This window comes from Enterobacter sp. LM3 (genome assembly GCF_046622475.1).
Lineage (GTDB): Bacteria > Pseudomonadota > Gammaproteobacteria > Enterobacterales > Enterobacteriaceae > Enterobacter > Enterobacter cloacae_P.
Map to the genome: position 1 here is coordinate 102,369 of NZ_JBJURN010000008.1, position 14,698 is coordinate 117,066.

General features: G+C 55.1%; 6 protein-coding genes. 1 reads left to right on the forward strand and 5 read right to left on the reverse strand.

The window, feature by feature from the left end; translation table 11 throughout:
• Positions 1-26: 26 nt before the first annotated feature.
• Genes ACJ9N4_RS11370 through ACJ9N4_RS11380 form a run of 3 tightly spaced genes read right to left on the reverse strand, consistent with a single transcriptional unit; the run spans position 27 to position 5,008 of the window.
• On the reverse strand, positions 27-1,487 hold the full coding sequence (locus tag ACJ9N4_RS11370) for a TolC family protein (RefSeq protein WP_182918357.1): 1,461 nt from the start codon (positions 1,485-1,487) through the stop codon (positions 27-29).
• Positions 1,488-1,493: 6 nt separating this feature from the next.
• Positions 1,494-2,729, reverse strand: a complete 1,236-nt coding sequence (locus ACJ9N4_RS11375) for an HlyD family type I secretion periplasmic adaptor subunit (RefSeq protein ID WP_182918356.1) — start codon at positions 2,727-2,729, stop codon at positions 1,494-1,496.
• A complete protein-coding gene (locus ACJ9N4_RS11380; RefSeq protein ID WP_182918355.1) occupies positions 2,726-5,008 on the reverse strand; it encodes a type I secretion system permease/ATPase in 2,283 nt (760 codons plus the stop codon). The genes ACJ9N4_RS11375 and ACJ9N4_RS11380 overlap by 4 nt, the downstream gene beginning before the upstream one ends.
• A 290-nt stretch (positions 5,009-5,298) precedes the next feature.
• Between ACJ9N4_RS11380 and ACJ9N4_RS11385 the strand changes: the two genes are divergently transcribed.
• On the forward strand, positions 5,299-8,160 hold the full coding sequence (locus ACJ9N4_RS11385) for an Ig-like domain-containing protein (protein ID WP_411500497.1): 2,862 nt from the start codon (positions 5,299-5,301) through the stop codon (positions 8,158-8,160).
• 164 nt (positions 8,161-8,324) lie between these two features.
• Here ACJ9N4_RS11385 and ACJ9N4_RS11390 read toward each other — a convergent pair whose 3' ends face one another.
• Together ACJ9N4_RS11390 and ACJ9N4_RS11395 are read right to left on the reverse strand one after the other, a co-directional pair.
• Positions 8,325-9,233, reverse strand: coding sequence for an OmpA family protein (locus tag ACJ9N4_RS11390; RefSeq protein WP_182918353.1), 909 nt, complete (start codon positions 9,231-9,233; stop codon positions 8,325-8,327).
• A 46-nt stretch (positions 9,234-9,279) separates the two neighbouring features.
• Positions 9,280-14,640: an Ig-like domain-containing protein gene (locus ACJ9N4_RS11395; protein WP_411500498.1), complete on the reverse strand. Its 5,361-nt coding sequence runs from the start codon at positions 14,638-14,640 to the stop codon at positions 9,280-9,282.
• Positions 14,641-14,698 lie beyond the last annotated feature (58 nt).

Below are 14,698 nucleotides of genomic sequence, written 5' to 3' on the forward strand. Positions count from 1 at the left end.
TGTGAGCCATCTTAAAAAAGACTTAACTATTTATTATTTCGTAACCATAACAATAGTGTACCGGAACCGGCATAGCTACGAAAAATAGCTGAATAGCCATCAAAACGGTTGGTCACTTCCGCTACCTGGTTGCCGTAAAAGTCACTTTCTGCGCTCAGCACATCCAGCAGAGTACGTCGTCCAAGGTGATACCATTGATCGAAGAAATCATGGCGAATGCGATCGGATTCAATCGATAAGTCATGGTACAGCTCAGCACGCTCCAGCATGCTATGGGCATCCTGATCGGCCGCGCGCACCCGGTTATCCAGATCGCGGGATTGCTGTTCGATAGCTTCTCTGCTGGCATCTGCACGGCGTGCGGCAGAAAGCTCAGCGGCCCGTTGTGAACCGCCCCGGAAAATCGGCCAGCTTAAGTTGACATTGGTTTCCCATGCCTGTTCACGCCCCAGCTCATCGCGCCCGGTGCTTTTCCCAACGTTCCATGTCACGGTCGGGTAAGCGGCAGAACGTGCTGCTTCCGCATCCGCCAGCGCTGATGCGGTTTCTGCCTGTGCCTGTCGAATGGTGGGATGACTTTCAATCGCGGATAACTGCTTATTCAGCTCTCCCGGTTTCAGGTTCCACACCGGCGCTTTCGGCAGGGGAACGCGGGTATCTCCCAGCAGGCGGTTCAGGATAATTTCCGTATCACGCGCACGTGATACGGCAGTATCCAGAGAAGATTGTGCCTGTAATAAACGTCCTCTGGCCTGCGTTAACTCACTGCGACGCCCCTGGTCAACCTTCACAATACCGTCCAGCATTTCAACCAGTTCGTTCATACGCGCCACGTACTTTTGGCTGAGCGCGATGATCTGGTGCTGTTTACTCAGCTCAATTAGCGCACTACTGACCTGCCAGGCAATATTTTCCGCCTGTGCGCCCGTATTCTCTTTCGCGGCCTGATGCAGCGCTTCACGGCTTTTAATGGTGTTGCTGGTACGACCAAAATCGAGCAATGTGGTTGCTACATTCACGGTCACTGCCGGGCGACTGTCGCTATAGCCACGTTCTCCGCCACCAAACTGGACGTTTTTTGAACGCGTCCCAACATCCACCTGCGGCCAGCGCTGGCCTTTCGCTTCATCGACGTTAGCCTGCGCCGCCGCGGTATTGAACTGTGCACCGCGAACCTCAGGGCTCATACTCAGCGCGGTATTGACGGCATCATTGAACAGCATGCGGATGTCATTCTCGCCAGGCGCTCGGGCGGCCTGACGGTCAACGTCTTTGGTCTTGTTGACCGCTGCGTTTTCCTGCGCCATCCGTGGAGCGACTGGCGCAGGAGGGGTGGAGGCCATCACCATGCCGGATTTAACCACCGGGGTCGCAGGCTGAAAGGCTAACAGCCCCTCATTACTGGCGGCACTTTTCCCTGACATCAGGCAAGAGAGTACCGTCAGCGTCGCCGCCAGGCGACGCTGTACAGGAGAATAATTCTTCATAGTAAATTAACGCTCTCGGAAAGCTTCTTTCGCTTTAAAAATGGGTTTCAGCAGATAATCAAGAATGGTTTTTTCGCCCGTGCGAATTTCCACCGTAGCAATCATGCCTGGAATAATCGGCAGAGCCTTGTCACCGGCTTTAAGCGTGCTGCTGTCGGTCAATACCATTACCCGGTAATACGTGTCGTCAGGGCGACCCGCCGCGGCTTTAGCGTCATCTTTTAAAGTATCCGGGCTAACGAGAGAAACCTGCCCCTTCAGACCACCGTAGATTGCAAAATCGTAGGCGGTAATTTTCACCATCGCAGGTAACCCCGCATGCAGGAAGGCCACGTCAGACGGTTTGATCTTCCCTTCCACCAGCAGTTGATCTTCCAGCGGCACGATCTCCATGATGTGTTCACCGGGCTGAATAACCCCGCCAATGGTGGTGACCCGCACGTTTTTCACCGTGCCTTTTACCAGTGCCGTAATGGTCGTACGGTTCACAATATCTTCGCGACCGGTCAGACTCTCTTCAGCCTGTACCAGATCCAGCTCCTGGCGGATCAGGTCGGTATTGGCATCCGCCTGGTAGCGGTTGCGGCGCTCCACAATCTGCGATTGCAGATCGTTTGCCTGACGACGCATACGCAGCAACTCAACTTCAGAAAGCAATCCGCGCGCCGCCAGCGGCTCAGACATGACAATTTCGTTCTGCGCCAGACGATAGCTCTTCTCAAGCGAAGCGACCCCCTCTTCCAGCGCTTGCTTACGGCTGTTGTAGGCGCGGGTTTCCAGTTCCACCTCAGAAGGATACTGTTTCACGCGGTCGCTAAACGTCAGCGGCAGACCGTACGCTTCCGCACGCAGACGGTTAACGGTCGCTTCCAGTGCCACAACCTTACGCAGCGTCTCCAGGTAACTTGATTGCGCACGCGTCGGATCGATTTTCAGCAGTATTTGCCCCGGTTCCACAATGTCGCCCTCACGGACATTCAACTCTTCGAGTATCCCGCCCTCAAGGCTCTGGATAATCTGCTCGCGACTCTTCGAGACGATCTTCGCATCACCTTTGGTGATCTCTTCCACTTTGGCAAAATGCGCCCAGGTTAAGAAACCCACGAACACCGCCAGAATCAGCCATAACACCAGGCGCGATTTAGGTGTGGTCTGGGAAAATAGCGCCTCCTGGATATCGCTCATCCAGACAGCATCACGCGCTGAAAGCGGTTTGTTTTCGTTCTTTTTTAAACATTTCATGCACTGGCCTCCGCCTGCTCTTTTACTGGCACAGCTTGCGCTGACGTACTGTCATTAGCAGGCGTTTGCTCTGGCTGCGCCGTCGGCGAGCCGTTGAGCGCAGCCAGAATCTGCTGTTTCGGACCATCCGCGACAATTTTGCCGTCCTCAATAATCACCATCCTGTCCACCAGTGCCAGCAACGACGGGCGATGAGTGACAACAACCAGCGTGTGTCCGGCGGCCGCAATTTTCAGGTGTTGCAGGAACAGGGCTTCGGTCTGCGCATCCATCGCGCTGGTAGGCTCGTCCAGTAGCAGCAAGTTAGGACGTGCCAACAGCGTCCGCGCCAGTGATACCAGCTGGCGCTGGCCGCCGGATAAACTGTTACCCTGCTCGCCCACAGGCATGTGAATTCCCCGCGGGTGACGCGCTGCAATGTGATCCAGACCGGTTAAACGCAGTACCTTGAGAAACTCATCGGAAGTGGCATTCTGACGACCAATCATGATGTTTTCGCGCAATGTGCCGTAAAACAGACGCGCATCCTGCCCCACAAATCCCACGTTGTTCCGCCAGTCGGACGGCTCAATTTGATTCACATCCAAACCGCTGCTAAAAAGCTGCCCTTTAACCGGCGTGTAAAGACGCGCGATGATACGTAGCAGAGTGGATTTTCCGCTGCCAATTTTCCCGACAATCGCCACGCGCTCGCCCGGTTTTATCGTGAGGTTCACGTCTTTCAGAATGTCCGGGTTCGGTTGCATAGGCGGTGCCGGATAGGAGAAGGTAACGCCTTTAAGCTGGATATCGCCGTTCAGTTCTGGCTGTTTGATATAGTCGATTTCACTGCTGCGATCGGTTGGGTTCTCCATCAGCTTGTTAAGCGAGGTCAGCGCGGCTTTAGCCTGCTGATAACGCACGGCTAAACCGACGACCTGGCTTAATGGCGCGGTGACGCGTCCAGCCAGCATAACCGTACCGATTAACGCACCTTGCGTCAGACTACCGGCGTCAATCAGATACACGCCGGTGACAATCAGCATTACCGTCTGCAGCTGTTGCAGAAAACTCACCGAATTCATTGCCAGCGTAGAGTAGTGCTTAGACGCAGCTGAGCTGGACGATTGCATGGCGCTGAACTTCTGCCACCGGCTCTGCATCCAGGCCTCGCCACCCACAGATTTCAGCGTTTCCATCCCTTCGATGGATTCAATCAGCACGCCCTGCTTCAGCGATGCTTCCTGCAAACTGGCTTTCATCACTTTCGCCAGTGGCCATTGAATGGCCATACTGACCAGCAGGATCATCGGCAGCATCAGCAGCGGGACAATGGCCAGCGGACCGCCGATGGCAAAGATAATGCCGATAAACAGCAGCACGAACGGCAGGTCAGCAATGGTCGCAAGCGTAGCGGACGAGACGAAGTCACGCACGGATTCGAATTCGCGTAGCTGGTTGGCAAAAGATCCTGAAGAGGCTGGCTTATGCTCCATTTTGACGGCCAGCGCCTGACGAAACAGCACGCTACCCACAATCAGATCCGCTTTTTTTCCTGCGGTATCCAGCAGGTGAGCACGTACGCTACGGGTGATGGCTTCAAAAATCATTGCCACCAGTACGCCAATCGCCAGTGACCAGAGCGTGGTAAACGCCTGGTTAGGGATAACGCGGTCATAAACGTTCATGGTAAAGAATACGGTTGCCAATGCGAGCACGTTCACCAGCACCGACGCCAGCGCCGCGCTGCGATAGTAGCGGCGATAGCGCCACAGCGTGCTGAACAACCAGTGCCCTTTCGGCTGTGGCGGCGTGATATCGCTAACCCGGCTGTCAATACGCGCAGTCGGTTTAGCCGCAATCGCGTAGCCAACATACAGCTCGTTCAGCGCTTCATGGTTAAGTTCAACCGGCTCATCGGAGACATCTGGCAGGATCAGGGAATAGAACAGATCCCATTTGTCTTCGGCATTTTTACGACGCTCACGTGCCAGCAGTACCATCCCGCCAGCCCCCTTACGCAACAGAATCACCGGGAAGATCTGTTCCGGCAGTTCTGCGCTATTACGCCTGATGAGCCCTCCGGTCATACCGGCATTTTTAAGCGCATCAAGCGCTAAAGAGGGAGTGAGGAGTTGTTCGACAGGCAGACCCGCCAGCAAAACGTCATCGCTTTTACCGAGACGGTAATGCTCACACACCCAGGCAATACTTCTGAGCAGAGAGTCATCACTTTGTCGGTTATCGCGAGCGGCGGCGAGCAGCTGTTCCTCCTGTAAATGTGCAGTTGAGGATTCCATACTTCGCGTTTTCCTTGATTGGTTAATTGCATTTAAATCAATGAATTAAATTGATTTATTGGTTTAAATTAAGAATATTCTGTCACACGGAACGGTCTTAAATTAATGAGACCTGTCTCAATGGGATGGGTTATTTTTCGTCACGAAACAGGTTGATCTCACGGAAGAAATCAAAGGGAAACTCAGGGGGTAATTCGAGACAGGTCTCGGAGATTAATGAAGCCCACAACTGATAATGGCTACTGATGAAAAAGCCTATATCTGCAACAAATCAGAACCTGAGACATATTATGGATACTTCAAAAATCAACTTACTCGTCATTGATGGCGACAATATCGTACGTATCGCGGAACTCCCGGTACAGGCCGAGGGCGCACCGGTACGGGTAAAATCACTTAAAGGCGGAAAATTTTTGCTGGTTCGCGGCACAAATGAACCTGCACCAGAAAATATTGTTGTAAAACGCGATGGCGACGATTTGATGATATTTACGCAGGAGGAGGATGATACTGCGGAAATTATCATTGAAGACTTTTATACACAGCAGGGCATGCTGTACGGCATGGCGCAAGATGGCAGTTATCACCGTTATGAGAGCAGTGACTCCGACAAAGAAGCCTTCCTGTTGCTGAAAGAAGGCGGTAATGATGCACTGCATCTCAGTCAGAGTGGAACTCTGGCCCTGACGGACGTCACGTCCAGCGAGCTTTCACACGGGATGATGGCCGCGGGTGCCGTTGCGGCGGTGGGGTTGTTGACGGGTATTGTTGCCGCACTGAATGGAGGAAGCAGTAGTCAGAACACGCCTGTACCGGCAGTTCCCTCAGATATACAGGCGACAGACAACGTGGGGATCATTACTGGTGCGCTAGTACCTGGTGTGAGCACAGATGATGCCCTCCCCGTTCTCAACGGCAGTGGAACCCCCGGAAGCCTGATCCAGGTGTACGATAATGGCAGGCTGGTCGGGAGCGCGACGGTTAACTTCGAAGGAAAGTGGTACTGGCAACCTGAGGTCGCACTGCCAGAGGGTAAACACGATTTTCAGTTTGCAGCGCTGGCGAGAGGTAAGCAGAGCGCCAAAAGCCCCTCACTGAATTTTACTGTCGATCTGACACCGCCGGATAAACCCGTCAATATCAGCATTACCGACGGCAACGATAAGGATCTCTCCGCTGGTGGCGTGACCAACACCAATCCGCTACAGCTGAGCGGTAAAGGTGAACCGGGCGATACGGTACTTCTCTATGACGGCGATAAACTGACTGGCTCCACGGTGGTGGATGCCAGCGGCAACTGGCGTGCAGAGATAACCCTGCCGTCGGAAGGCGATCATAACCTGCAGGTCGGCTTCCGCGATCCGGCGGGTAATGTGGGTGCGAAAAGTGACCCTGTCACTGTGGATTACGACATCACTCCCCCCGATGCCCCTGGCGCTATTGAGATTACCGACGACAACGCCAGGGATCTCTCCGCTGGTGGCGTGACCAACACCAACCCGTTGCACCTGAGCGGTAAAGGTGAGCCGGGTGATACGGTACTTCTCTATGACGGCGATAAACTGACTGGCTCCACGGTGGTGGATGCCAGCGGCAACTGGCGTGCGGAGATAACCCTGCCATCGGAAGGTGACCACAACCTGCAGGTCGGCTTCCGCGATCCGGCGGGTAATGTGGGTGCGAAAAGCGATCCTGTCGTTGTGGACTATGACATCACCAGCCCAGATGCGCCTGTGCCAGACGTACTGAAAAACAGCGTCGGGAAAGACCTCATCCTGCAAGGGTTAAGCAACGATGATCATGTGAACATGGCCGGGAAAAATGGCGCAGCAGGAGACATCGTAAAGCTGTATGACGGCAACACCCTGATTGGCTCCTCCATTGTTAACGCGGAGGGTAGCTGGAGCGTATCCGGTGATCTTATTGGCGGGGACGGCAATCATAATCTGAACGCCACCTTCACCGATCCGGCGGGTAACGAAAGTGAAAGGTCTGCGCCTGTTACCGTCGATCTGGACACTGTTGCAGAAGCACCGTTATTTTCCCTAACCGATAACACCCCTACCCTGACAGGAAGCGTGGGCAGTGTGGAACCTCATGCGCTGGTGACGATCTACAACGGCACGGCCCCAGTGGCCTCGTTTTCCGCAAATGCTGATGGTAGCTGGACATGGCACCCCAGCCCGGCGCTGAGCGAGGGTAATTATCAATTCACGGCGAAACAGACGGATGCCGCAGGAAATACCAGCGCAGCAAGCCCGCCGCAGGTCTTCAACGTTGCGACAACCGTGAACGATTTTAACGATACCACCGGACAGGGCTGGACGTTTGCCAGCGCCTGGAGCGGCGTCGGTGTGTTCGACGGTCAGCAGGTACAGCTTTCCGGGGGCAGAAGTGCTGGGCACTCTACCGCTGGCGATATTATGTCGCGCACCTTCCATGTCGAGGCGGGACATACCTATAACTTTAGCGTCAGAAGCATAGTGTGGGCGACGACGGGTATCCCTATTGATAACCCATCACACTACCTGACCATCACGGTAGACGGCGTAAAGGTCGTCGATAACGTGCAGGTTGTTAACGGCATTTACGGCGGGAGCTGGACGGCCAGCACCTCGGGAAATGTGGTGATCACGATTTCTGACAGTACCGACACCAACGGCGTCGGTTCATGGATTGTTCTGGATAACTTTACGGTCAGGGGTCAGGGCGCACCGGTGAGCGCGCTCTTCAGCGAGGATGAAGCGACGCACTCGCCATTCAGCCTGGTCGAACATGTCCTGGCGCTGACAGACACCGTCGATAGCATCGACCTTTCCAGAGCGGCTGAACTGTCCCACACTGCGGCGCAGGATCTTCACGCCGTTTCGCTCAAAGGTCATGGTCAGAACCAGCTAAACATTCGTATTGATGATGTTCTGACGCTGGGACAGGAAAACCAGTTCCTGGACGATGGTACTAAACAGTTGATGGTTCAGGGTGACAAAGGCGACAAAGTGACGCTGGAGTCCATCGCGGGTGAACACGGGGTTGAAAAATGGAATGCGCAGGAGGATGTCACGGTGGGAGGCGTGGTGTATCACGTCTACCAGAACGACAGCCACGATGCGGAAGTCCTGATTCAACAAGGGATACAGATCCAATTACAGTAAAAAAGCCCCCCTGTTTTACAGGGGGGCAATCTGCCACTCAAAACCGTAACAGCATCATGTTGTTACGGTTTTTTTGTGGTTACGATAAACACGCAGGAAATGTGGGAAAGATGAAGAGGAAGAGATAACGCATGCTCCGTCATAATCAGAGCATGCGTTGAGGATTACTTTTGTGCCGTAGCAGGAATGTTTTGATCACCGCTCACACGCACAACAACACGACGGTTCGGGGCATAGCAGGAGACCCGTTCTCTCTTGCTGGAGGCGGCGCAATCGTTGACCACCGGCTCGTTGCTACCCACGCTGGTTGCCGTCATCAGGCGTGCTGGGAGGCCGTTTTCAGCCAACATGGTACGAATGGTTTGTGCACGCTTCAGGCCCAGCACGTAGTTGCCGCGATCGCTACCGATAGCATCGGTGTGGCCGATAACCTGAATCTGTTTCAGCTCGACGTTTTCACGCTTAATCGTTGCCACCAGATCTTTTACCGCCTGGCGACCCTGTGCGGAAACACCCTTCTCACTGGACTGGCCAAAGCGGAACATGACGTCACCAGATAAGGTGTAATCTTTGAACTGAGGTGCAGGCAGGTTTTTACAAGCTTCTACGCTGGAGGCGCGGGACAGCACGTGGATCTGTTCGCGCAGACCAGCGAGATCTTTTTCCGCCTGTTCACGCGTGCGGGCTTCTGGCACCGCATTCATGGTGTGGTTGACGCGCACGAAATAGGTCTGCCCGCCGCTCATCTCAACATTGTAGCCCTGCTCTTTACCGCGATATTCCGGCGCATCATTCTGGTACGCGCCCAGATTATGCTTGCCAGGTGCCAGGCAGAAAACGGTATACCCTCCTGGCAACAGTGCGTCATGGAACTCATTATCGACATAAACATGTGCCGCACCGCCCACAGTGTTGCTGGCGTCACGGTAATAAACAATTTGTGCCTGCGTCTGACCGACGGGCGCAACAGGCTGATACGCTTTGCCAAAATTCTCCGCAGCGGTGGCAGAGTGCATGAAAAATGCGGAGGAGGTAAACAGCGCCGCAAACAGAGAGGTCTTGAAAAAAGTCATAAATCCTCCAGAGGCCTCCCCGAAAGGAGGCCTGGAAAAGTTTAAGTTAGTGATTATTCACGTTGACGGTCACGCCAGCCTGCACCAGCAGTTCTACGTCCTGGCTTTCCATGTGGAACACCTGATATTCGACGCCCGATACCTTCACGTTACCGGCGTTGGTCCAGTTGCCCGGATCGCTGTTGTCAGGCAGCAGATCGTTCAGGTTCAGTACATCGCCCTTCTCACCTTTCACCAGCAGCTGTTTTGAACCATCGTCCACAAACAGGTTGGTTTTCGCGTGAGTCAGAACATCGTTAAGCCCGATATTCAGGGTATCAGCTTTGCCATTCACCATATCGATCTGGTTAACCACATCGGTTTTGGTGACCAGTTTGCTGAAGTCCAGCGGCTTCTCATTGTCCGTCAGCGTCAGCGTATTTTTGTCCAGTACGCTGTGCGTTTCCTGGTGGCTGTCCAGCGACGCAATGGTATTGCTGTCGTCGTGTACATCCTCACCCATGCTCATCATGCCCATGACGCCGCTCGATTTTGGCGTCCAGCTCACGTTGTCAAAGGCAAGGGTGCCGCCACGCGTTCCGGTATACATATCAACAGCGGCAATCTCTTTCCCCGCAGGTGCGGTATAGGAGATATGGCGCGCACTGGTGTATGTCTGGGTCGATAATACTGCACCGCTCTTGTCGTAATACACGACAGTGATTGGGGCAAAAGCAATATTCACCGCAGGCGTCACCAGGTCCATTTCAACCGAGCCAACATACTTCCCGGAGCCCCAGGTCAGACGAACAGGTGCGGTTCTGTCTGCACGCATCAACGCATGGTGACCGCCACCCACAATCGGCTGATAGGCATAACCGCCGTAGGAACAGCTAATCACCAGCCCGGATGCCAACGGTGTACCCATCTTCAACCCAACCTGCTGACCAACCGCCCATTCAAAGTCTTCGGTCACTTTCGGTGACACCACGGTCAGGCTACGTGAAACGCCCGTGCTCTTATTACCCGCCTTATCGATAGAGAACACGCTAAATGTGTGGTTCCCCAACGGCAGCGCTGGTGGCGTGAAGCTCCAGTTACCATTTGCGGCAGCAGTCACACTGTACGATGAACCGTTCACCGCGATATACACCGTGCTGCCCGCTTCGGCTGTACCGTTCAGCGTTGGCGTGTTGTCATCCGTTGAACCGGCATTAGCCACGTTGCCCGTTACCGTACCGACGCCATCCATCACGCTGGTAATCACTGGTGCCGCATTGGTGCCATCAATCGTGATCCCAAAGTTCGAGGAGTTCACAGAACGATTTCCGGCTTTATCAATGGAGTAAGCCTGGAAGTTGTACAGCTGGTTATAGTTGGTCGTCACGGAAAAGGACCATGCGCCATTCGTCCCTGCTGTCACCGAACCATAAACCCCACCGTTCGCCGGGTTGATGATATACACCACACTGCCCGCTTCCGCTGTACCGCGTAACTCAGGTGTACGGTCGTTGGTCAAACCACCATTACCTACCAGACCGTTGTATATACCACCCGCTACGTTGTCATAAGCACCCGAAATCACAGGGGCGTTATTCACCGTATCAATCGTAATCGCGAAGTTCGTGGAGTTCACCGAACGGTTTCCGGCCTTATCAATGGAGTACGCCTGGAAGTTGTACGTCTGGTTGTAGTTGGTCGTGAGCGGATAAGACCACTTGCCATCCGCGCCCGCCGTCACCGAACCGTACACGCCGCCATTCGCCGGGTTGGTGATATACACCACGCTACCTGCTTCGGCTGTGCCACGTAAATCCAGCGTGCGATCGTTCGTTACACCGCCGTTACCCACCAGACCGTTATAAACACCGCCCTGAACATCATCGTAAGAACCGAGGATCACCGGGGCCGCGTTGACGGTATCCACGTTGATCGAATAAGTCGCAGACTTACCTGAAACGTTACCCAGGTCGTCTTTCGCAATGGTGTAGAACATATGCGGACGACCCGCTGCGGTGTCAGCAACCGCACGATCCCAGGTCCAGTTACCGTTGGCATCGGTTTTCACCGTATCCAGCACCGCGTTGTTGTACGCGTTGTAGATGTAAACGATGCTGTTCGGCTCTGCGGTTCCGCGCAGTTGCATATTGCCATCGTTGCTCAACCCACCGTCCGGAACCAGGCCTTTATAGATGCCGCCTTCCACGTCATCGTATGCGCCCAGAATGACCGGGGCAGCAGCCTGGGTATCAACTTCCAGACCATAGTGGTTGGACTGGCCGGAAACGTTACCCGCCGCATCCTGTGACGTTACGTAGAAGTCGTGCTTCGCATCCGTCAGCGCAGGCGATGTCCACGTCCAGTTACCGCTTGGATCGGCATACACGGAACCGACTGGCACCTTGTTGCCCGGCTCATAAATTGTCACCAGGCTGTTTTTCTCAGCCGTGCCGCGTAATTCCGGTGTTGTGTCGCGTGAACGCCCCCCGTCAGCAATCAGCGTACCCGCATCGTCATACATGCCGACAATCGTTGGCGCGGTTGGTGCCTGGGTATCAATCGTCAGATCCCACGGCGCGGTTGGTGCGCTTTTCACCCCGGTCGGGCTCTGGAATACCGCACTCAGAGACAGCTCTGCGCCGTTGTTTTGCGGTGGCAGCGTGTAGTTCCAGGTACCGTCATTGCCTACGGTGACAGAATTCACGAGCGTGGTGCCGTCGTAAATCAACACGGTATCACCCGCACGTCCTGTACCATGCAGCGTCGGCGTGGTGTCATCGGTCACCGCCGGATTCGCCAGGTCACCCTGAACCAGGCCCACATCATCAACAACACGATCCAGAGAACCTGTTGGGATGCTGGTATCCAGCGTCAGCTCAAACGGAGGCGTCGGCGCGCTTTCGCCCGTACCCGGATCTTCCGTCGCGGTGATCTTGTAGGTACCGTCTGCACTCAGTGCCGGGGTGATCGTCAGTTGCCAGTTACCGGTGACGGCATCAGCACGTACGCTATCAACATATTTACCATCGACATACACTTTCACCAGCGCGCCAGGCGTCGCGTGGCCCACAACCGTTGGGGTCGTGTCATCAGTGTGGCTGCCGCTGCCCAGATTGCCGGTGATCGCGCCTTCATCATCCACAACGTGGCTGATGGATACGCCGTTAGCGCTGGTATCCACGATGAAGTGGATCGGGTCAGACGCCGGGCCGACGTTGCCCGCTTTGTCTTCAATAGAGACTTTCCAGGTGTAGTCGCCGTCTGCCAGCGCAGGGGCTGGGGTATAGCTCCAGTTACCGCTGCCATCGACAGGTACGCGCACGGTGGTACCATCACCCAGATCGATAATCGCCGTACCGCCTGCTTCCCCCTTACCACGGTAGGTTGGGGTGTTGTCATCGGTGGTGTCGTCGTTACGAATAAACCCAGGGGTACCGAAATCGTCCCACAGCTCAATGTCGGTTGCCTGACCAGGTGCGACGGAATCAATGTTAATGACCCACTCGCCGGTTTCCGGGCTGCGGTTGCCGGTTACGTCTTCCGCAACTGCACGGAAGCGGTGTTCGCCCTGAGCCAGCGGGGTGTCAAAATCAATGGTCCAGCGTCCACCAGTTACCACCGCGCTGCCGATCGGATTCGGGTTCGCGCCGTCGTACAGATAAACAACAGTGCCATTCTGCGCAGTACCGGTGATGGTTGGACGATCGTCGTTGGTGATACCGCCGTTCTGTACGGTGCCCACGTGCGATTCAACGTCGTCAATCACATCGGTGATCGCCGGAGCCGTCGGAATACCGCCCGCCAGCAGGTCAAAGGCGAATTCATCAGATGGCTCGGAACGCAGGCCAGCCTTGTCTTCCGCGATCACTTTCACGTCATAGTGACCGTTCGCCAGCCCCAGCGGTGGCGTCCAGGTCCAGGTGCCTGCATCGGTGGCGCGCACAGAATCGACCTGCACACCATTAACAATGATGTAGACCAGGCTGTTCTTTTCGGCAGAACCTGCAAACGTCGGGGTGCTGTCGTCAGTAATGTCGCCGTTTTTGAGGTAACCGGTCTGCTGACCCGCGTCGTCAAATACGGTGTCGATAGTCGGTTTTGCCGGAGGCGTAGTGTCGACGATAAAATCGATCGGGTCGGACGGTTCGCTGGCGTTGCCCGCCGGATCGGTGATGACGACGACCGCTTCGTGCTCACCTTCCGCCAGTGGGTTTTCTGGTGTCACTTCCCATTTGCCGTCTTCACCTACGATTGCGGTACCCACAACTTCGTCGTCGATGATCAGTTCAACGGTTTCACCCGGCACAGCGCCTTCGCCACGGAATACCGGCTGGGTATCATCGGTGATATCACCGTTATGAATTGGGCCAGTAATCGGGCCGACGTCATCGTCAACGTCGCCGATAATCGGTTTGTTTGGTGCTTCGGTATCAATCACCAGTTTCCACGGGTCGGTTGGCGCGCTTTCAACGCCAGTCGGGCCACGGAAGACCACGCTCACATCCAGCGCGGTACCGTTCGTCTGCTCAGGCAGGGTATATTCCCAGCTGCCGTCAGCTCCCACGGATACAGAGCCGATAATGTCGCTACCGTTACGCACGAAGACGATATCCCCGGGACGGCCAGTACCGTGCAGGGTTGGTGTGGTGTCATCGGTCACTGCCGGGTTTGGCAGATCGCCCTGATAGCGGCCAACGTCATCCGATACGCGATCGAACGTCCCCGTTGGGACAACGGTATCGATGGTCAGCAGGAACGGACCCGCATCCGGCGGGTTATCGCCTGGGCCGTTATATTCACTCGCCGTAATACTGTAGGTTTTACCGGATTCCAGCGCAGGATTGATCTCAATAGACCACTGCCCCGTCACAGGATCGGCGGTTTGAGAGCCAACGGCGACGCCGTCAACGTACAAAGTCACCAGAGAGCCAGGCGTTGCCGTCCCGACCATCACCGGGTTTACATCATCGGTGCTGCTGCCGCTGGCCAGCGGGTTGGTCAGCGGCCCGGTGTTATCTTCCGCGTGGCTAAACGACACGCCGTTACCCACGGTATCCACGTTAAACGTGACAGGTGCAGTCGATGGGCCACGCTCACCCGCCGCATTTTCCAGCGCAACAGACCAGGTGTAGCGACCATCTGCCAGTGCAGGCGCAGGCGTCCAGGTCCACGAACCACTCGCGTTCACCGGTACACGCACGCTTTGACCGCCGCCAAGATCAATTACCGCCACCATGCCCGGTTCGCCCTTACCGCTAAAGGTTGGGGTGTTATCAATCGTGGTGCGGCCATTGGCAATTTCACGTTCAAACTGGAAGTCAGCCCACAGCAGGACGTCGGAAGGCAGCGGCGGCAGCGTCGCCGTCACATCCATCATTGCCATTGCGTTAGGTTCAGTGTGCATATTTGTAACAGTTGTCTTTTTCATAATCGTTTCCAAATGGGTCTACTTAACTGTTCAGGTAAAGCCCTGGTCATGTTTTCTG

What these genes read in the sequence shown, in the direction of transcription:
- ACJ9N4_RS11390 (WP_182918353.1), bottom strand. Translation starts at nt 9,233, where the DNA reads ATGACTTTTTTCAAGACCTCTCTGTTTGCGGCGCTGTTTACCTCCTCC.
- ACJ9N4_RS11380 (WP_182918355.1), bottom strand. Translation starts at nt 5,008, where the DNA reads ATGGAATCCTCAACTGCACATTTACAGGAGGAACAGCTGCTCGCCGCC.
- ACJ9N4_RS11370 (WP_182918357.1), bottom strand. Translation starts at nt 1,487, where the DNA reads ATGAAGAATTATTCTCCTGTACAGCGTCGCCTGGCGGCGACGCTGACG.
- ACJ9N4_RS11385 (WP_411500497.1), top strand. Translation starts at nt 5,299, where the DNA reads ATGGATACTTCAAAAATCAACTTACTCGTCATTGATGGCGACAATATC.
- ACJ9N4_RS11375 (WP_182918356.1), bottom strand. Translation starts at nt 2,729, where the DNA reads ATGAAATGTTTAAAAAAGAACGAAAACAAACCGCTTTCAGCGCGTGAT.
- ACJ9N4_RS11395 (WP_411500498.1), bottom strand. Translation starts at nt 14,640, where the DNA reads ATGAAAAAGACAACTGTTACAAATATGCACACTGAACCTAACGCAATG.